Annotated in this window: 1 protein-coding gene; it reads right to left on the bottom strand. The window is 68.9% G+C overall.

The window, feature by feature from the left end; genetic code table 11:
- Positions 1–139 precede the first annotated feature (139 nt).
- Positions 140–22624 (bottom strand): SDR family NAD(P)-dependent oxidoreductase, encoded by a 22485-nt coding sequence (locus ACRXBZ_RS35470; protein ID WP_433882783.1) that lies wholly within the window; start codon positions 22622–22624, stop codon positions 140–142.
- Positions 22625–22679: the final 55 nt, after the last annotated feature.

Below are 22679 nucleotides of genomic sequence, written 5' to 3'. Positions count from 1 at the left end.
AACTGCTCCGTCCTGGTTGCCAACGAGCTCGCCGAAGCACCGGGGACCGAGGTTCACCTCAGCGCGGGCGATCCCGGCTAACTTCGAAGAGCCACAGTTTCGGACATGAATTCGCTCTCAGTGCCCGGTGGTACGGTTTTCAGTCCAGTGTTTGCAGCCAGTCGTGGACGACCTGGGCCGTCGACGCGGCGAACTCCTCCATCAGCGAGTAGTGATTCCCTGGCACCTCGACGATCGTGGACACGCCGTCCAGATTGGTCCTCCAGTTCTTCCCCGCCAGGTCCGGGCTCATCGGTTCGGACGCGCGAATCAGCAGGGTGGGCACCGGCATCGGTTCCGGATCCCAGCGACCGAATAGACGGCAGGTCCATTCGTAGGCGGACAGCCTGGTGCTGTCGATCGATACCACGCCCGCCGCGCGCTCGAACATCGCCGTCATGAATTGCGGGCCGGTCTCAAGCACTGAGACGTCGTGCATGGCGTAGGTGTCAAAGAGGATCACTGCGCGCGGTGGCTTCCCCAAGTCCGCCAGGCGTTTCGCCGTGGTGTGCGCGAGGATTCCGCCCGAGGACATGCCCGCGAGCACAAACGGTGCCTCGCCGACATGCTCGGCGACCGTCTCCGCCTGCAGCGAGACCAGCACTGAAGCGTCCGCCGGGAGCTTCTCGCCCCCGACGAAGCCCGGTGAAGCTAGCGCCGACACGGTGAGTCCGCCGGGCAGGGCAGCGGCAAGCGGGTAGTACAAGTTCGCACCGGTCATCGGCACGATCGGGGTGAAGCAGACCAGGTGCGTCCCGCTGTCCCCGACGACGAGGCGGACCGGTTTGGGCTTGCGCTCCAGCTCGGCGGAGTCGGAGAACGTGGGCCGCAGCCTGGCGACGCTCATCAGCAGATCACTGGCGAGCTGGAACTGCCCGGCGTCGTGCGCCTCCCGGTAGAGGTGGCTGACGACGTCCGGGGCGCCCTCCTCGACCAGGACGTCCGGGGCGCCGTCCTCGACCAGAGCCGTAACCTCAGCCGCAGGTGCGGCCCCGGCGGATTCGGCGAGTTCAGCGGCGAGGTGGGCGGCTAGCTCCCCGATCGTCGGATGGTCGAACGCCAGGGTCGGCAGCAGATTGAGGCCGGTCGCCAGATTGAGCCGGTTGCGCAGCTGCACCGAGGTCAGCGAATCGAAACCGAGTTCCTGCAGGGCGTTGCCGGGTTCGATGCCCTCGACGCCCTTGTGTCCGAGCACAGCGGCGATCTCCATGCGCACCAGGTCGACTATGGCTTGGTCACGCTCGGCCCCGACCAGTCCGGCCAAGCGGTCCGCGACGATTTCAGCGGACGCTGGACTCGCGCGGCGGGTGGCGCCACGGACGGGTTTGCGCACGACGTCACGGAGCAGGTGCGGCATCTCACCGAGCCCACGCAGGACGGCCAGGTCGAGGCTGGCGGGCACCACGGCCGGGTGGTCCGAGCGGAGCGCCGTGTCGAACAAGGCCAGACCTTGCGCGTTGGGTAGTGGTGGCATGCCCGAGCGCGTCATCCGCTGGAGGTCGGCCTCACCCAGCCCGGCCGTCATCCCACCGGACTGCTCCCACGCGCCCCAGGCCAGCGAGAGACCGGGCAGGCCAAGCCCCTGCCGGTACTCGGCCAACGCGTCGAGGAAAGTGTTCGCGGCGGCATAGTTGGCCTGACCCGCACCCCCCAACACCCCCGCCGCCGAGGAAAACAGGACGAACGCGGCAAGATCGTGATCCTTGGTCAGTTCATGAAGATTCCAGGCCGCATCGACCTTCGGGCGCAGCACAGCGTCCAACCGCTCCGGCGTCAAGGCACTGACGATGCCATCGTCAAGCACCCCGGCGGTGTGGATAACCGCGGTCAACCGCTCAGACGCGAGCACCGCGGCCAACGCGTCACGGTCAGCGGCATCGCAAGCCACCACCCGGACCTCGGCACCGTGCCCATTCAGCTCCGCGACCAGCTCCGCCGCACCCTCGGCGTCCGGACCTCGGCGGCTGAGCAACAACAGGCTACGCACCCCATGCTCGACAACCAGATGCCGCGCCAGCAACCGCCCCAACCCACCGGTACCACCAGTGATCAACACGGTGCCACACCGATCCCACGGCACCGGCACGGTACCAGGCAACGCCAGACCGGACGGTGGCTCCAGCGCGCCGCTCGATGGCACCCGGACGAGCCGCCCGCCCCGGATCTCACCCGCGCGAACGATTACCTGCGGCTCACCGGAGGCCACCGCCCCCGGCAGGGCTTCGAGAGAAGCGTCTTCCGAGTCGAGGTCTACCAGTCCGAAACGGCCAGGGTTCTCCGACTGGGCGGAGCGCACCAGGCCCCAGACCGAGGCTGCGGCGAGGTCGACGGCGCTTTCCGCGGCACTGCCCTCGGCAATCGCTCCGCGAGTCACGAAAAAAGCGCGGGACCTGGCGAACCGAGGCGCGGCGAGCCAGGTTTGCACGAGGTCCAGCACGCGGCCGGTCACCTCTCGCACGGCGTCGGAAACCTCTCCCGGGCCCGAGGCGATCGGGATCAGCAGGGTTTCGGGCACGATGTCGAGCTCGGAGAGCGCAGTGAAGACCGGTGTACCGGGGACTGCCAGTTCACCCAGCACGGCAAGGGAACCCGGTGTCCCCGCCGGCACGGGCAGCCACTGGAGCCGGAACAGGGCGTCCTGGTTGGCCACGGACAGCGCGCCGGTGTCGACCGGGCGCAGGGTCAGCGCTCGCACCGAAACGACCGGCTGCCCGGTCTGGTCCGCGACTTCGAGGGACACGGTGGCCGGCCCCGACAGACTCAGCCGTACCCGCAGCGAGGTAGCGCCGGTGGCGTGCAGCGAAACCCCGTTCCAGGAGAACGGCAACTGGCCTCCCTCGGGTGATGTCGCACCCGAGGGAGAAAGCACGTCGGGGCGCGGCCCGCCGACACCCGCGAAAACGGCGGAGTGCACGGCCGCGTCCAGCAGCGCCGGGTGCAGGCCGAACCCGCCCGTGTCGACCACACCCGGATCGACTTCGGCGAAGATCTCTTCGCCGCGCCGCCACACCGACTTCAGTCCCTGGAAAAGCGGACCGTAGTCGAAACCGGCATCAGCAAGCTGCTGGTAGAACCCGTCGAGCCCGATCGGCTCCGCGTTCACGGGCGGCCACGGAACCGCTTCCCCCGCAGGCTGGGCCTCGACGGAAACGACACCCCTGGCGTGGCGGGTCCACTGGACGTCCTCACCACGGGAGTAGACGCTCACCGTGCGGGCGCCCGCCTCGTCCGAGCCGCCGAGCACCACCTGGATCTGGACGCTGCCGTCGTGCGGCAGGACCAGCGGTACTTCCAGGACCAGCTCGTCGACGTGCCCGCAGCCGACCTCGTCACCAGCGTGAACCGCGAGTTCCAGGAACGCGGTGCCGGGAAACAGGACCACCCCGCCGACCGTGTGCTCGGCCAGCCACGGGTGCGAAGCCAGCGAAAGGCGGCTGGTGAACAGGAATCCGCCGGACTCCGGCAGTTCGACCGCAGCCCCCAGCAGCGGGTGGTCCGTCGCGCCCAGCCCCAGCGAAGCGGCGTTACCCGAGCCGGTGACTGCTGTCGGCCAGTAGCGCTCGCGCTGGAACGCGTAGGTCGGCAGTTCCACTCGGCGGCCGGCGGCGATCACCTTGGCCCAGTCCGGTTCGACGCCGAGGACGAACAGCTCCGCCAGCGCGCTGACGGCCGACTTCTCCTCGTCACGGTCCTTGCGCACCAGCGGAATCGCTGCGGTGCCCACCAGGTTCTCCTGGACCAGTGCGGACAGCGCGCCGTCCGGGCCGAGCTCCACGAACGCCGTGACACCCGCGGCCTCCAGCGCCCTCACCCCGTCGGCGAACCGCACCGTCTCGCGGACCTGCCGAACCCAGTACTCCGGGTCACGCCACTCGTCCGAGACGATCCCACCGGTCACCGTCGACACCGCCGCGATCGACGGCGCGCCGAACGACAGCCCCGTCACAACCTCGCGGAATTCGTCCAGCATTGGCTCCATCAACGCCGAATGGAACGCATGGCTCACCTTCAAGCGTCGGCTCCGGAAACCATCCACCTGTGACACGGCCGCCTCGGTCCCGGCGATCACCACCGACCGCGGGCCATTCACGGCCGCCAGCGAAACACCTTCCGGCAACGGCGAAAGCTCGTCTTCCGTGGCCTCAACGGCGACCATCACGCCACCGGCGGGCAATGCCTGCATCAGGCGACCACGCGCGCGCACCAGCAAGCCAGCATCCTCGAGAGACAAGACACCCGACACGTGTGCGGCGGCGATCTCGCCGATCGAATGCCCGGCCACGAAATCCGGAACAATCCCCCATGACTCCACGAGCCGGAACAGCGACACTTCCAGAGCGAACAACGCGGGTTGCGTGAACCCGGTCAGCGCCAACGACTCCTCATCATCGGCGACCGGGGAGCCCAACGCGGCCGACACCGCGTCGAAGGCTTCCGCGAACACCGGGAACCGGGCGTAGAGCTCCTTGCCCATCCCGGCCCGCTGACTCCCCTGACCGGCGAACAGGAACGCCGTCCGGCTTCGTCCATGAGCCGTGCCCTCGACCAGGTTTGCGGAGCAACCGCCCTGGCCCAGTTCAGTCACGGAGTTCAGCAGTTCTTCGTAGTTCTCGCCGACGAGCACCGCACGGTGCTCAAGCGCCGACCGGTGCGCGGCCAGGGAAATCGCGACATCCGCAGCCGTGACATCGGTCGTTTCCCTGAGGTAGGCCGCGAGCCGTGCGGCCTGCGCGCGGACGGCCCCGGGCGTTTTCCCGGACACCACCCATGGCAGCACCACGGGCCGGGGAACCGGTGCCGCTGTGACAGGGGCCGCCGGAGCCTGTTCCAAGATGGCGTGCGCGTTGGTCCCGCTGATCCCGAACGAGGACACCCCACCGCGACGCGCGCGGCCGACCTCCGGCCAGTCCACGGCCTCGGTCAGCAAGCGGACGTCTCCGCTGTCCCAGTCCACATGGGTCGACGGGGTGTCCACGTGCAACGTCTGTGGCAGGACACCGTTTCGCAGCGCCATCACCATCTTGATCACCCCGGCCACACCGGCCGCGGCCTGGGTGTGCCCGATGTTCGACTTCACCGAACCGAGCCACAGCGGCTGCCCCTCCACGCGGTCCCTGCCGTACGTCGCCAGCAGTGCCTGTGCCTCGATCGGGTCGCCGAGCGTGGTGCCGGTGCCGTGCGCTTCGACCGCATCGACGTCCTGAGTGGACAGATCCGCGGTCGCCAGTGCCTGCCGGATGACCCGTTGCTGCGACGGGCCGTTCGGGGCGGTCAGGCCGTTGGACGCGCCGTCTTGGTTGACCGCTGTGCCGCGCACGACGGCGAGCACCTCGTGGCCGAGCCTGCGGGCCTTCGCCAGCCGCTCCACCACGAGCATACCGACACCCTCGGACCAGCCGACGCCGTCGGCGGCGTCCGCGAACGCCTTGCTCCGGCCGTCCGGCGCGAGCCCGCGCTGCCTGCTGAACTCGACGAAGAGCGCGGGCGTCGCCATTACTGTCACCCCGCCGACCAACGCCAGGTCGCACTCCCCGGAACTCAGTGCCTGAACCGCCAGATGGAGTGCCACCAGGGAAGACGAGCACGCCGTGTCGACGGTCACCGCGGGTCCTTCGAGACCGAAGGTGTAGGCCAACCGGCCCGACATGACGCTCGCCGTGTTGCCGGTGCCGATGTGGCCTTGGAGTTCGGTGGCGGCGGGCATACGGGTCAGCGCCTCGGCGTAGCCGGTGTGGGTGGCGCCGACGAACACACCAGCGGTGCTGCCCTTGATCGAGGCGACGTCGATCCCAGCGCGTTCGAAGGCCTGCCAAGAGGTCTCCAGCAGCAACCGCTGCTGCGGGTCCATCGCCATCGCCTCGCGCGGCGAAATCCCGAAGAAACCGGCGTCGAATTCGGCCGCGTCATAAAGGAAACCGCCATGACGCGCGTACGTCGTGCCGACATGGCCGGGGTCCGGGTCGTACAGGCCGTCGAGGTCCCAGCCGCGGTCGAGGGGGAACTCTCCATGGGCCTCCGCACCCGCCACGAGCAGGCGCCAGAGGTCCTCAGGTGACTCGACCCCGCCGGGGAAACGGCACGCCATGCCGACGATCACGATTGGGTCGTCGGACGGAGACGCGATGGTCCGTGTCGGCACGCGGCCCTGGTCGCCGTCGCCCAACAGTTCCGCGAGCAAGCGGTCGGCGAGCGTGGCCGGGGTCGGGTAGTCGAAGACCAGCGTCGGGGGAAGCCGCAGGCCGGTCTCGGCGTTCAACCGGTTGCGCAGCTCCACCGCGGTCAGCGAGTCGAAGCCCAGTTCGGTGAACACCTGCTCCGCGCCGACCACGCCGCCGTCGGCGTGTCCCAGCACGACAGCGACCTGACCGCATACCACGTCGAGCACCGCCGCGCGGCGCGACGCGGCGTCGAGCACGGCCAGTCGATCACGCAGCGTCTCCGAACCCGGTCGGCCGGCTGTCGCGGCCGACCGCCGGACCGCGGCCCGGACCAGCCCCGTGAAAACCGGCGGAATTTCCGGCCGGCTCCGGAGCGCACGGAAATCCAGTGGGGTCGCGACCACGACGGCATCGGCGAGGCCGGTGGCCCTGTCGAACAGCGCCAGGCCCTGCTCGGTGGACATCGGCGGCATCCCGGAACGCGCCATCCGGCGAAGATCCGCCGCACCAAGATGCCCGGTCATCCCGCTGCGCTGATCCCACAAACCCCACGCGAGCGCCTGACCCGGCAACCCCAGACTCTGACGATACTCCGCCAGCGCATCCAAAAACGTGTTCGCCGCCGCGTAATTACCCTGCCCAGCACCACCGAACACCCCAGCAACCGAAGAAAACATCACAAACGCGGCGAGATCACAATCGCGGGTCAGCTCATGCAGATTCCACGCCGCATCCACTTTTGGCCGTAACACGACATCCAGCCGTTGCGGAGTCAACGACTCGATCACACCATCATCAAGCACCCCAGCGGCATGAATCACCGCCGTCAACGGATGCTCCACCGGAACCGACCCGAGCACACCAGCCAACGCGTCAAGATCGGCGACATCACACGCGACAACACGAACCTCCGCGCCATACGTGGCCAACTCCGCGACCAACTCGGCCCCGCCACCGCGGCGACTGAGCAACAACAAACGCCGCACTCCACGCTCAACCACCAGATGACGAGCCAGCAGAGCACCCACACCACCCGTGCCACCGGTAATCAACACCGTGCCACGCCCGCCGGCATCCACCCCCCACGGAACACCCACCGCAGGCACCAGCCCGCCACCCGCCGACACCCGCGCCAACCGAGCCGCGAACACCTCACCACCACGAACCACGGCCTGCGGCTCACCGGAGCCCACGGCCACCGCGACCGCCCCGGCAGAAACGGCGCCCCCATCGACATCGACAATCCCGAACCTGCCCGGATGCTCCACCTGCGCCGAACGCACCAACCCCCACACCGCGGAAGCAGCAAGATCCGACACACCACCCACAGCACCAGTGGTCACAAACACCGCTCGCACCCCGGCGAACCGGGAGTCGGACAGCCAGATGTGGATCAGGTCCAGGACCCTGGCGGTCAGCTCACGGACCGCCTCCGGCACGGTCGAGCCCGCAGTGGCGACGAGCGGGATGACCACCGTTTCGGGCGCCTCGACCAGGTCCGCCAGGGTGCGCACGGACTCCCCTCCCGGCAACGCCAGATCGCCCAGTACGGCTACGGGGCCGGCCGGGGCCACCGCGGCGGCAGGCGCCGGCGTCCACTCAAGGCGGAACAGCGACTCTTGTCCCACCCAGGCCCGGGGTGACGCGGCCGTCGCGTGCGAGGCTCCCGCCGATGCCGGACGCAGGGTCAATGCCTCTACGGACGCCACCGGTGCCCCGGCCGGATCGGCCAGCGTGAGTGAGATGGTGTCCGTGCCGGTCCGTCGTAGTCGCACCCGCAGGTGCGTAGCGCCGGTGGCGTGCAGGAAGACCCCGTTCCACGAGAACGGCATCCGGCCGGCAGGCCCGTCGAACCCGGCGAACGCCGCCGTGTGCAGGGCCGCGTCGAAAAGTGCCGGGTGCAGCCCGAATCCGTGTGGGTCGATGCCCTCGGGTAGCGCGGCTTCGGCGACGATCTCGTCACCGTGACGCCATGCGGCGGTCAGTCCCTGAAACACCGGGCCGTAGCCGAAGTCCGCGTCGGCCAGTCGCTGGTAGAAGCCCTCCAGGTCGATCGGTTCGGCACCGGGCGGGGGCCAAGCAGTTCTCTCGGGCTCGATCGACGTCATGTGTCCGCTGGTGGAGAGCACACCGGTCGCGTGGCAGACCCAGACCGTCTCGGTGTCCTCATCGGTGCGAGAGTGGACACGGAACACCCGCCGGCCGGACTCATCAGGGCTTTCCACCGCGATCTGGATCCGTACCCCACCGGTGTCGGGAAGCACGAGAGGTTTTTCCAGGGTGAGTTCTTCGAGGTGGTCACAACCGGTCTGATCACCCGCCCGGAACGCGAGTTCGACATAACCCGTAGCGGGGAACAGGACCCTCCCGGCCACGGTGTGCTGGGCCAGCCAGGGATGGGTGCGCAGGGAGACACGACCGGTGAACACATAGCCGTCCATACCGGGAAGTTCGACCCCGGCGCCGAGCAGGGGGTGATCCACCGTGCCCAGCCCGGCCGCGGTCACATCACCAGCACCGGCCACCACCTCGGGCCAGTAGCGTTCACGCTGGAACGGATACGTCGGCAGGCTCACCCGGCGCGCACCCGGAAAAACCGGGGCCCAGTCCACACCCACGCCACGGACATGCACTTCCGCGACCGACCGCAGAAACCGGTCCAGGCCACCCTCGCCGCGACGCAACGACCCGACCACCAGCGCCTGCTCCCCGGCGGTGTCGGTGATCGCGGGAGTCAGCACCGGATGGGGACTGACCTCCACGAACACCCCGAACCCCCCGGCCAGCAAAGACTCGGTGGCCTGCTGGAACCGGACGGTCTCACGCAAATTCCGGTACCAGTAACCGGCATCCATCCCGGTGGTGTCCAGCACCTCGCCGGTCACCGTGGAATACAACGGAATCCGCGCCGCCACGGGAGTGATTCCCGCGAGATCCTGCAGGATCTGCTCCCGAATCACATCGACCTGACCGGAATGCGACCCGTAATCCACCACGATCCGGCGTGCCCGCACCCCCGCCGCCACCCACTCCTCGACCAACCCGTCCAACGCCGGCACATCACCGGAAACCACCACCGACGACGCACCGTTGACCGCCGCCACCGACACCCCATACCGCCGCGCATACCCCTCGACCTCGGCCACCGGCAGCGACACCGCCACCATGCCACCACCCCCGGCCAGCACCCGCAACGCCCGGCTGCGTAACACGACCACCCGGGCCGCGTCCCGCAACGACAACGCCCCCGCCACACACGCCGCGGCGATCTCGCCCTGGGAATGCCCGAGCACCGCGTCCGGGACCACACCCAACGATCGCCACAACGCCGCCAACGACACCATCACCGCCCATAACACCGGCTGCAACACATCCACCCGCGCCAGCGCCACCTCGTCATCGAGGACATCCAGCAACCACCAGTCGGTGAACTCCGACAACACCGCCGCACACTCCGCCATCGAGTCCGCGAACACCCGCGACGAACCCAGCAACCCACCCGCCATCCCCAACCACTGCGACCCCTGCCCCGGGAACACGAAAACCACCTTGCCCACCGTTCCCGCCGCACCCACCACCACCCCCGGCACAGACCCACCCCCCGCCAACGCCGCCAACCCCACCGCCAACGACTGCCGGTCACCGACCACCACCGCACGATGCTCGAACACCGCCCGCGTGGTGGCCAACGAGAAACCCACATCCGACAGGTCCTGTCCCTCCACCAACGACACCAGCCGCGCCGCCTGCTCCCGCACCGCCCCCGGTGACTTACCGGACACCACCCACGGCACCACAGCCGACACCGCCCCGGCCACCTCAGCAGGCTCGGCCGCATCGGCCGGCTCGGCCGCATCGGTCACGTCGGCTGCGGGGGCGGTTTCGATGATCACGTGTGCGTTGGTACCGCTGATCCCGAACGAGGACACCCCCGCCCGCCGCGGGCGCCCGGCCTGTGGCCAGGACACCGGCTCGGTCGCCAACTCCACCGCGCCACCAGCCCAGTCCACATGCGAGGACGGCCGGTCCACATGCAACGTCGGTGGCACCATGCCGTGCCGCATCGCCATGACCATCTTGATGATCCCCGCCACCCCCGCCGCGGCCTGGGTATGCCCGATATTCGACTTCACCGAACCCAACAACAACGGCACATCCCGGTCCTGCCCATACGTCGCCAGCAACGCCTGCGCCTCGATCGGATCACCCAGCCTCGTACCCGTGCCATGCGCCTCCACCACATCAACATCCGAACCCGACAAGCCCGACACCGCCAGTGCCTGCCGGATCACCCGCTGCTGCGACGGACCATTCGGCGCGGTCAACCCATTCGACGCGCCATCCGAATTCACCGCACTCCCACACACCACCGCCAGCACCTCATGCCCCCACCGCCGCGCATCCGAGAGCCGCTCCACCACCAACACCCCCACACCCTCAGACCACCCCGTACCATCAGCCGCCTCCGCGAACGACTTACACCGGCCATCACGCGACAACACCCGCTGACGACTGAAATCCACAAACGCACCCGGCGTGGACATCACCGTCACCCCACCGGCCAACGCCAGATCACACTCCCCCGACCGCAACGCCTGACCAGCAAGATGCAACGCCACCAACGACGACGAACACGCCGTATCCACCGTCACCGCCGGCCCCTCAAACCCAAACTGATAAGCCAACCGCCCCGACACCACACTGGAAGTATTGCCAATGGCGCGATACCCCTCGACGTCATGCGAGAACTGCGTCAACGGGGATGCGAAATAGTCGTAGTGAATCGCACCGACGAACACCCCGCCCCGGCTACCCCGCAGCAACGTGGGATCGATCCCCGCACCCTCGAACGCCTCCCACGACGTCTCCAGCAACAACCGCTGCTGCGGATCCATCGCCAACGCCTCACGCGGCGAAATCCCGAAAAACCCGGAATCGAAATCAGGTGCCTGGTAGAGAAAGCCACCGTGGCGTGTGTAGCTCTTGCCCGGCCGGTCGGGGTCCTCGTCGAACAGGAAGTCGAGGTCCCAGCCGCGGTTCTCGGGGAACTCCCCGATCCCTTCACCGCCGGTGGACACGAGCCGCCAGAGGTCCTCCGGCGAGGCCACCTCGCCCGGGTACCGGCAGGCCATGCCGACGATCACGATCGGATCATCCGACACCGGCACAGTGGCCGGGGCTGGCGTGGCGAGCATCTGAGTGCTGAAGAGTTCACCGAGCAAATGGTCCGCCAGCACCTCCGGAGTCGGATAGTCGAAGATCACCGTTGCCGGGAGCCGTAGCCCGGTGGCCGTGTTGAGCCGGTTGCGGAGTTCCACGGTGGTCAGCGAGTCGAAGCCCAGGTCGGTGAACGCCCGCCCGGCGTCGACCATCTCGATGCCAGGATGTCCGAGCACCACAGCGGCCTGCGCGCGGACGAGGTCGACCATCGCCGTGCGGCGGTCTTGGTGGTCCAGTTTGGACAGCCGGTCGCGCAGGCTCGCCGAACCGATCGTCCCCGTGGCCGCGGCGGACCGCCGTACCGGCCCGCGGACGACGCCGCGCAGGATCGGCGGGATCTCGGATAGGTTCCGCAGGACACGCAAATCGAGCGGCACCGCCAGGAGCATCGCGTCGCGCAGCGCGGACGCCGTGTCGAACAGGGCCAGGCCTTGCGCGTTGGGTAGTGGTGGCATGCCCGAGCGCGTCATCCGCTGAAGGTCGGCCTCACCCAGCCCGGCCGTCATCCCACCCGACTGCTCCCACGCGCCCCAGGCCAGCGAGAGACCGGGCAGGCCAAGCCCCTGCCGGTACTCGGCCAACGCGTCGAGGAAAGTGTTCGCGGCGGCATAGTTGGCCTGACCCGCACCCCCCAACACCCCCGCCGCCGAGGAAAACAGGACGAACGCGGCAAGATCGTGATCCTTGGTCAGTTCATGAAGATTCCAGGCCGCATCGACCTTCGGGCGCAGCACAGCGTCCAACCGCTCCGGCGTCAAGGCACTGACGATGCCATCGTCAAGCACCCCGGCGGTGTGGATGACCGCGGTCAGCCGCTCAGACGCGAGCACCGCGGCCAACGCGTCACGGTCAGCGGCATCGCAAGCCACCACCCGGACCTCGGCACCGTGCCCATTCAGCTCCGCGACCAGCTCCGCCGCACCCTCGGCGTCCGGACCCCGCCGGCTGAGCAACAACAGGCTACGCACCCCATGCTCGACAACCAGATGCCGCGCCAGCAACCGCCCCAACCCACCGGTACCACCAGTGATCAACACGGTGCCACACCGATCCCACGGCACCGGCACGGTCACCACGATCTTGCCGACATGACGGGCCTGGCTCATGAACCGGAACGCCTCGACCACCCGGCGCACATCCCAGCTCCGCAGCGGCAACGGCCGCACCGCACCCGCATGAAACAGATCCACCAAATCCGCCAGCATGGCCTGCATCCGGTCAAGCCCGGCCTCGAACAAGTCAAACGCCCGATAGGCCACGTCAGAGACCGCACGCACATCGGTCTTGCCCATCTCCAAGAACCGGCCACCCGGCGCCAGCAGCCGCAACGACGCGTCCACGAACTCACCGGTCAGCGAGTTCAGCACCACATCAACACCACGACCGCCGGTGACCTCACCGAACCGCTGCTCGAACTCCACCGTCCGCGACGAAGCAATATGATCATCCGGGACACCCAGCTCACGAAGACTGTCCCATTTAGACGGACTCGCCGTCGCGAAAACCTCAGCACCCCACCACCGCGCCAGCTGAATCGCGGCCATACCCACACCACCCGCGCCGGCATGCACCAGAACCGACTCACCGGGACGAAGCCCGGCCAGATCCTTCAAACCGTAGTACGCGGTCATGAACACCACAGGAACCGTGGCCGCGTCCGCAAAAGACCACCCAGCCGGAACCTTCACAAGCAACCGCTGATCAGACACCGCCAACGAACCAAGACCGCCTTCAAAGCCACCGAACACCCGATCACCAGGCACCAACCCGGTCACCCCAGGACCCACCTCCAAAACAACCCCAGCACCCTCCCTACCCACCAAACGGTTATCACCCGGATACATCCCCAACACCGTCAGCACATCCCGAAAATTCACCCCAGCCGCACGCACACCAACCCGCACCTGACCCACACCCAACGCCCCCGCCAACTCCGGCGCAGGCACCACCACAAGATTCTCCAACGTACCCTTAACACCAACACCCAACCGCCACGGAACATCACCCTCAGGCAACGTCAAACCGTCTGCGGCGGCGCGCGCCAACCGACCGACCCGGATCTCCCCGCCACGCACGACAGCCTGAGGTTCGCCCAGTGCGACCGCCCCCGGCAGGGCCGCCACGGAAACGGGGTCGCCATCGTGGTCGATGAGCGTGAAGCGGCCAGGGTGCTCGGTCTGGGCAGTGCGGACGAGTCCCCACACCGGCGCGGCCGCGACGTCCACGAGTTCGCCGCCGGATACCGCGTTCCGGGTCAGAAACACCGCGCACGCGTCGGCGAAGCGCGGGTCCGCGAGCCAAGCTTGCACCAAGCTCAGCACTTCGGAAGTCACCGCGCGCACAGCGGCCGGAACCTCAATGGGATCGGTCGCGACCGGGATCAACACCGACTCGGGCACAGGCAGACCGGCGTCGATCGCCGCGCCCAGCGCGTCCAGGTCCACATAGGACTCGAAACCGGGGAGCTCGCCGAGCACGGCCGCGGTACCAGGAGCCCCGGCGGGCATCGGCGTCCAGTCCAGCCGGAACAACGCGTCCGGGCCTGCCTGGGTGTTCGACAGACCGGCCAGGTCGACCGGGCGCAGGGTCAGTGACTCCACCCAAGCGACCGGCTGACCGAGCTGGTCGGACACCTCGAGCGACACGGCTTCTTCGCCAGACCGGCTCACCCGCACCCGTAACGCCGAAGCACCGTTGGCATACAGGGAAACCCCGCTCCACAAGAACGGCAGCCGTCCGCCTCCGGTCTCGGCCAGACCGGCGAGCACCGCGGACTGCACGGCCGCGTCCAGCAGCGCCGGGTGCAGGCCGAACCCGCTCGTGTCGACCACACCGGGATCGACTTGGGCGAAGATCTCTTCGCCGCGCCGCCACACCGAAGCGAGGCCCTGGAACGCCGGGCCGTAGGCGAACCCGGCCTCGGCGAAGCGTTCATAGAACCCGTCGAGAGTGACCGGCTCCGCACCCTCGGGCGGCCACACGGTGAGGTCGAAAGCAGCGGGCCTCCCCGCGGATGCCAGGAATCCGCTGGCGTGCCGGGTCCAGCCGTCGTCGGTGGCCGAGTACACGGCCACCGCGCGCAGCCCGGACTCGCCGGGCGCGTCCACGACCACCTGCACCGCGACCGACTCCTGTCCTGGCAGCACTAACGGCGTCTCCAGGGTGAGTTCCTCGACCCGGCCGCAGCCGGCTTCATCCGCGGCCCTGATCACCAGTTCGAGGAACGCCGTGCCGGGTAGCAGCACCGTGCCCGCGACCGCGTGGTCGGCCAGCCACGGGTACAGAGCGACCGACAGCCGGGTCGTCAGCAGGAACCCGCCGGAGCCGGGAAGTTCCACGGCGGCGCCCAGCAGCGGGTGTTCGGCGGAGCGCAACCCCAGTGCTGAGGCGTCGCCGGCGGCGGGCTTTGGCTTGGGCCAGAACCGCTCGCGCTGGAAGGCGTACGTCGGCAGTTCCACCCGGCGACCGCCCGCGAACAGCACCGGCCAGTCGGGATTGATCCCGTGGACGTACAGCTCCCCGAGTGCTGCGGCGATCGCGGCTTCCTCACCGCGGTCCTTGCGCAGCAACGGCACCGCGGTGGCATCGGCCAGGTTCTCCTGGACCATCGCGGACAGCACACCGTCAGGGCCCACTTCGACGAACGTGGTGACACCAGCCGCTTCGAGCGCGTGCACGCCGTCGGCGAAGCGGACCGTCTCCCGGACGTGGCGGACCCAGTATTCCGGTTCGCTCCACTCGTCGGTCACCAGCGCGCCGGTCACCGTCGATACCGCCGAAATCGCCGATCGTCCGAACGAAAGTCCTTCGACAACCCGGCGGAACTCGTCCAGCATCGGATCCATCAGGGCGGAGTGGAACGCATGGCTGACGTTCAACCGGCGGGTCTGGAAACCGTCGACCGACGACACCGCGGTCTCGGTCCCGGCGATCACCACCGAACGCGGGCCGTTCACCGCCGCCAGTGACACACCATTCGGCAGCGGTGACAAATCCGCCTCCGAAGCCTGGACCGCCACCATCACACCACCGGCGGGCAACGCCTGCATCAGACGGCCACGCGCGCGCACCAGCACACAAGCGTCCTCAAGGGACAGCACACCGGCGACATGCGCGGCCGCGATCTCACCGATCGAATGCCCCGCCACGAAATCGGGGATGACGCCCCAGGACTCCAGCAACCGGAACAGAGCCACTTCGAGCGCGAACAAAGCCGGCTGCGTGAATTCGGTTTGTCCCAGCAGCTCCTCGTTGTCGAGCACCGGATTGCCGAGCCGATCGGAGACGGCGTCGAAGGCCTCGGCGAACACCGGGAACCGGGCGTAGAGCTCCTGCCCCATCCTCACCCGCTGACTGCCCTGACCGGCGAACACGAATGCCGTCCGGACCGCATCCCGGGTGAATCCCTCGAACACACCCGCTGCGGGCACCCCCTCAGCGAGCGAGCGCAGACCGTCCAGATCGCAGACAGCCGCACGATGCTCGAACACCGCCCGCGTGGTGGCCAGCGAGAAACCCACATCCAGCGGGCGTTGCCCGTCCGCGAACGACACCAGTCGCGCCGCCTGCTCGCGCACGGCCTGCGGCGACTTACCGGACAGAATCCATGGCACCACAGTGGACACCGCTTCGTCCGCCCCGGCAACCTCGGCTGCCGGCGCCCCCTCGACCGCCGACACCGCCTCGGCCACACCGGCTGCCGGCGCGGCCTCGATGATCACATGGGCGTTGGTGCCACTGATCCCGAACGAGGACACCCCGGCCCGGCGCGGACGCCCGGCCTGTGGCCAGGACACCGACTCGGTCGCCAACTCCACCGCGCCACTGGCCCAGTCCACATGCGAGGACGGCTGATCCACATGCAACGTCGGTGGCACCATGCCGTGCCGCATCGCCATGACCATCTTGATGATTCCCGCCACCCCGGCCGCGGCCTGGGTATGCCCGATGTTCGACTTCACCGAACCCAGCAACAACGGCACATCCCGGTCCTGCCCATACGTCGCCAGCAACGCCTGCGCCTCGATCGGATCACCCAGTTTCGTGCCCGTGCCATGTGCGTCCACCACATCGACATCCGAGGTGGACAGACCTGAAGCCGCGAGCGCCTGCCGGATCACCCGCTGCTGCGACGGACCATTCGGCGCGGTCAACCCATTGGAGGCACCATCGGAATTCACCGCACTGCCACACACCACCGCCAGCACCTCATGCCCCCGCCGCCGTGCATCCGACAACCGCTCCACCACCAACACCCCGGCACCCTCAGCCCACCCCGTACCATCAGCCGCCTCCGCAAACGACTTACACCGGCCATCAGGCGACAACGCCCGCTGACGGCTGAAGGAAATGAACGCACCCGGCGTGGACATCACCGTGACCCCACCGGCCAACGCCAGGTCACACTCCCCCGACCGCAGTGCCTGACAAGCAAGGTGCAACGCCACCAACGACGACGAACACGCCGTATCCACCGTCACCGCCGGCCCCTCAAACCCAAACTGATACGCCAACCGCCCCGACACCACACTGCCCGCGCTGCTGATGCCCAGATAGCCCTCGACATCACGCGGGAACTGCGCCAGCGAGGACAAGGTGTAGTCGTGGTAGATCGAACCGACGAACACCCCGCCCGCGGTGCCCTTCACCGTCGTCGGGTCGATCCCCGCACGCTCGAACGCCTCCCACGACGTCTCCAACAGCAACCGCTGCTGCGGATCCATCGCCAACGCCTCACGCGGCGAAATCCCGAAGAAATGGGGGTCGAATTCCGCGGCCTCATGCAGGAAACCGCCCTCACGCGTGTACGAGGTCCCCCAATTGTCCGGATCCGGGTTGTACAGCCCCTCGAGATCCCAGCCGCGATCGGTGGGGAAGCCGGTGACCCCGTCCCGGCCGGTGGCCACCAGATCCCACAGTTCTTCGGGCGAAGTCACCCCATCCGGGAAGCGGCACGCCATACCCACGATCACGATCGGATCGTCCGTGGCCGGGGCACTGGCCCGCACAGGGGTCGGCACCGTCGACTCGCCGCCGGTGATCTCGGCCAGCATGAACTCGGCCAGCAGTCCGGGGGTGGGGTAGTCGAAGATCAGCGTCGAGGGCAGGGACAGCCCGGTTTCCGCGGTTAACCGGTTCCGCAGCTCGACGGCGGTCAGCGAGTCGAAGCCCACCTCCCCGAACGCCTGTCCGGCATCGATCGCCGTCGCGCTCGAATGCCCCAGCACCGCCGCGGCCTGGCCACGGACCAGGTCCAGCACGGCCGCCGCCCTGGTCTCAGAGACGTCGGCCCTCGCGAGCCGGTCCAGCAAGGTTCCCGGTCGCGCCACATCTGCGGCCGCCGAGCGGCGCAGCGGCGCATGCACCAGGCCGCGCAGCACCGATGGGATCTGTGGCTGGCGCCGCACGACGCGGCTGTCCAGCCGCATCGCGACCACCACGCCCGATTCCGCGGCGGCCAGGTCGAACAGCGCCAGGCCCTGGTCGTGGCTCAGCGGCGGGAAACCGGCACGGTCCATCCGGCGGATGTCCGAGTCGGCGAGCCCGGCGGTCATCCCGCCGGAGGGCACCCAGGCACCCCAGGCAAGTGACAGCCCCGGAAGGCGGAGCCCGCGCCGATACTGGGCCAGGCCGTCGAGGAAGGTGTTCGCTGCCGCGTAGCTGCCCTGCCCCGCGCTCCCGAACACTCCGGCGGCCGAGGAGAACAGGATGAACGCCGCGAGGTCGAGGTCCCGCGTCAGCTCGTGCAGGTGCCAGGCCGCGTCGGCCTTCGCGCGCAGGACGGTATCCAGGCGCTCGGGTGTAAGAGCGTCGAGCACGCCGTCGTCGAGCACCCCGGCGGCGTGGATCACCGCGGTCAACGGGTGCTCGGCGGGGATCGACGCGAGAACCTCGGCGAGCGCGTCGCGGTCGGCGGCGTCGCAGGCCGCCACCCGGACCTCGGCACCGAGCGCGGTCAGCTCCGCGACCAACTCGGCGGCCCCGGCCGCTTCGCTACCGCGGCGGCTCAGCAGCACCAGGTTTCGCACTCCGCGTCCGGCCACGAGGTGCCGGGCAAGCAGCCCGCCAAGGCTGCCGGTTCCACCGGTGATCAGCACGGTCCCGTCGACGTCCCACTGCGGCGCCGAGTATCCCGCTGGAATCCGCGTCAGTCTGCCGACCTGGATCTCGCCGTCACGCACCACGGCCTGCGGCTCGCCCGAAGCGGCAGCCATCGGCAACACGGCCAGTGATTCCGCTTCGCCGTCGAAGTCGATCAGCGTGAACCGGTTCGGGTGCTCCGACTGCGCCGAGCGCACCAGGCCCCACACCGAGGCGGCGGCGACGTCGAGCAGATCCCCGACGGGCAGCGCGCCCTGTGTCACGAACGCCATCCGCGAACCCGAGAACCGGACGTCGGCCAGCCAGGTCCGCATCAGCCCGAGCACTTCGGCGGTCGCCGCACGCACGGCGCCTGGCACGTCGGCCAGCTCAGTCTCGAGCGGGACGTAGACGGTGCCGGGCACGGCCATTCCGTCGTCCACCGCGGCCGCCAGTTCGGCGAGGTCGGAGAACGAGGTCACGCCGGGCGCGCCCTGGTCCTCGCCGAGCACGATCACGGGTTCGCCGGGGATCCCGGCATCGGCTTCCAGCGGAATCCAGTCGAGCCGGAAGAGCGAGTCCCGTCCCACTTTCACGGCCGGGCTGCCGGAGACGCCGACGTCGACGGGACGCAAGATCAGCGACTCCACCGACAGCACCGGCTGCCCGAGCTGGTCGGACACTTCGAGTGCGAGCCGGTCCGCACCGAGCGGCGTGAGCCGGACGCGCGCCGCCGGGACTCCGGCTGCGTGCGGGGTCACCCCCGTCCAGGAGAACGGAAGCCGCCCGGTTTCACCGTCCAACCCCGAGACGTGCAGCCCCGAGACGTGCAGCGCAGCGTCGAGCAGCGCGGGGTGCAGGCCGAAGGTGGCCGCGTCCGCGTGTTCGTCCTCGTTCAGCGAAACCTCGGCGAAGAAGTCCTCGCCGCATCGCCAGACCGCCCTCAGACCGCGGAAAGCCGGGCCGTAGTCGAAACCGGCTTCGGCCAGCCTGTCGTAAAGCCCAGTGAGGTCGACCGGCTCAGCCCCGGCCGGAGGCCAGCTGCCGCCTTCTTCGGCGGCCGGACGACCGGCGCCGGCCAGTGCTCCGCTCGCGTGCCGGGTCCAGAGCTGGTCCAGGGCGTCGGACTGCCGTGTGTAGACGCTCAGCGCCCGCCGGCCGGACTCGTCCGGCGCCTCCACGACCACCTGGACGGCGACGGCGGTGTCCCCGGCCAAAACCACCGGGGTTTCCAGGGTCAGCTCTTCGACCCGGCCGCAGCCGACCTCTTCCCCGGCGCGGAGGGCCAGTTCGAGCAACGCCGTGCCGGGTAACAGTACGGTCCCGGCCACGACGTGGTCCGCGAGCCAGGGATGCGACCGCACCGACAGGCTGCCGGTGAACACGTGACCGTCCGCCCCGGGAAGCTCCACCCCCGCACCCACCATCGGGTGGTCGATCTCGCCGAGACCTAGGGCCGCCGCGTTACCGGGCCGCACGGCGGTCTTGGGCCAGTAGCGGTCCCGTTGGAACGCGTAAGTCGGTAGGTCCACCGGCACGGCGGGGGCGTCGGCGAACACCGCGGCCCAGTCCGGGGTACCCCCAACCGTCCAAAGGCGTGCAAGCGCGGTAACGGCGGTTTCCTCCTCGCCGCGGTCCTCGCGCAGCAACGGGATCGCGACGGCATCAGCCAGATTCTCGTGGATCAAGGCGGACAGCACACCGTCCGGGCCGAGTTCTACGAAAACTGCGGCGCCGGCCGCTTCAAGGGCGTGCACCCCCTCGGCGAACCGCACAGTCTCCCGGACATGGCGGACCCAGTATTCGGGATCGCCCCATTCTTCGGTCACCACCGCCCCGGTCACCGTGGACACCGCGGGGATCGACGGCTGTCCGAACGAGAGGTCCGCGATGACCGCGCGGAACTCCGCCAGCATCGGCTCCATCAACGCCGAATGGAACGCGTGACCCACTTGCAGGCGCCGGCTCTTGAATCCGTCCACTTGCGACACTGCCGCTTCGGTCCCGGCGATCACCACCGACCGCGGGCCGTTCACCGCCGCCAGTGACACACCATCTGGCAGCGGAGGCAAGTCCGCCTCCGAAGCCTGGACCGCCACCATCACACCACCGGCGGGCAACGCCTGCATCAGACGGCCACGAGCGGAAACCAGCACACAGGCATCCTTGAGAGACAGCACGCCCGAAACGTGTGCGGCGGCGATCTCACCGATCGAATGCCCCGCCACGAAATCGGGCGCGATACCCCACGAGTCCAGCAACCGGAACAGAGCCACTTCCAGCGCGAACAAAGCCGGCTGCGTGAACTCGGTTTGCCCCAAGGTCTCCTCGTCGGCTGCCAGGAGGTCGAGCTCAAGCTGGGCGGCCACGGCGTCGAAAGCCTCGGCGAACGCCGGGAACCGGGCGTGCAGCTCGCGCCCCATCCCCACCCGCTGGCTGCCCTGACCGGCGAAAACGAACGCCGTCTTCGCTCCGCCAGTGGCGATCCCGGTGAGCAGGTTCGGCGAAGCCAGGCCCGCACGGAAGTCGGCCAAGCCGGTGCCCACGACCGCCGCACGATGCTTGAACGGCGCTCGCGAAAGAGCCAGCGCCCTGCCGACGGGCGCGGCGCCGATCTCGGGATTTTGCTCCACAAAGGACAGAAGCCGCTCCGCCTGCGCGCGCAGGGCCTCTGGCGAGCGGCCGGAAAGCACCCACGGCCGGACCACGGTGTCGGTCGCCGGTGGCGCTACCGGGGATTCGGGCGCCTGTTCCAGGATCACGTGCGCGTTCGTCCCGCTGATACCGAACGAAGACACACCCGCGCGCCGGAGCCGGCCCGCATCCGGCCACGGCACCCGTTCCGTCGCCAGCACCACCGCGCCGCTGTCCCAGTCGACCTTGCTGGAAGGCGCCTCCGCGTGCAGGCTCTGCGGGACAACACCATGCCGCATCGCCATTACCATCTTGATGATCCCCGCCACCCCCGCCGCGGCCTGGGTGTGCCCGAAGTTCGACTTGACCGACCCGAGCAGCAGCGGACGGTCCGCCGGCCGTCCTTGGCCGTAAGTGGCGAGCAGCGCCTGCGCTTCGATCGGGTCGCCGAGGGTCGTACCCGTCCCGTGCGCCTCTACTACGTCAACATCGACCGCGGCGAGCCCGGCGGTGGTCAGCGCCTGCCGGATCACCCGTTGCTGAGACGGACCGCTGGGCGCGGTAAGCCCGTTCGACGCGCCGTCGGAGTTGACCGCGGTGCCTCGCACCACGGCCAGGACGTGGTGCCCCTTGCGCCGGGCGTCCGAAAGGCGCTCCACCACGAGGATGCCGACGCCCTCGGACCAGCTGGTGCCGTCGGCGGAATCGCTGAAAGACTTGCACCGGCCATCGGCGGCGAGCCCGCCCTGCCTGCTGAATTCGACGAACGTGCCCGGGGTGGCCATCACCGTCACTCCACCGGCCAGCGCGAGGTCGCACTCACCGGAACGCAGCGCCTGCCCGGCCAAGTGCAGCGCGACCAAGGAGGATGAGCACGCCGTGTCGATGGTGACGGCCGGGCCCTCCAGCCCGAACGTGTAGGCCAGGCGGCCCGACATCACGCCGCCGGCGTTGCCGGTGGCGAGGTAGCCCTCGACGTCTTCGGGAAACTCGACCGTCTTCGACGACCCATAGTCGTGGTAGATCACGCCGACGAAGACGCCGCTTTCACTGCCGCGCAGCGAGGCAGGATCGATCCCGGCACGCTCGATCGCCTCCCACGAGGTCTCCAGCAACAATCGCTGCTGCGGGTCCATGGCCAGCGCCTCACGCGGCGAGATGCCGAAGAAGCCCGCGTCGAAATCGGCGGCGTCGGGCAGGAACCCGCCCTCACGCGCGTAGCTCGTCCCGCGTTCGCCGGGGTAGTCGTCGAACAGCCCGCCGATGTCCCAGCCGCGGTTGTCCGGGAACCCAGAGATCCCGTCCCCGCCCGAGTACGCCAGCTCCCACAGCTCCTCCGGCGAGGTCACGCCACCGGGATAGCGGCAGGCCATCCCGACGATGGCGATCGGCTCCTGTTCGCCGGACTCGAGTTCCCGCAAGCGGGCGCGAGCGATCAGCAGATCGTTGGTCGCTTTCTTGAGGTAGCCGCGAAGCTTCTCTTCGTTCGTCATCTCAGAGCCCTGACTGGTTGGTGAGCGGAAATCGGATGGCTTGGGCGAGGGAGAG

The organism is Saccharopolyspora hattusasensis (assembly GCF_050972075.1).
Taxonomy (GTDB): domain Bacteria; phylum Actinomycetota; class Actinomycetes; order Mycobacteriales; family Pseudonocardiaceae; genus Saccharopolyspora; species Saccharopolyspora hattusasensis.
Note: the sequence above shows the minus strand (reverse complement) of the source record. Positions and strands in the feature narration are given on the sequence as shown.

Bases quoted from the DNA above. Each gene is read 5' to 3' on its own strand.
- ACRXBZ_RS35470 (WP_433882783.1), bottom strand. From the start codon at position 22,624: ATGACGAACGAAGAGAAGCTTCGCGGCTACCTCAAGAAAGCGACCAAC.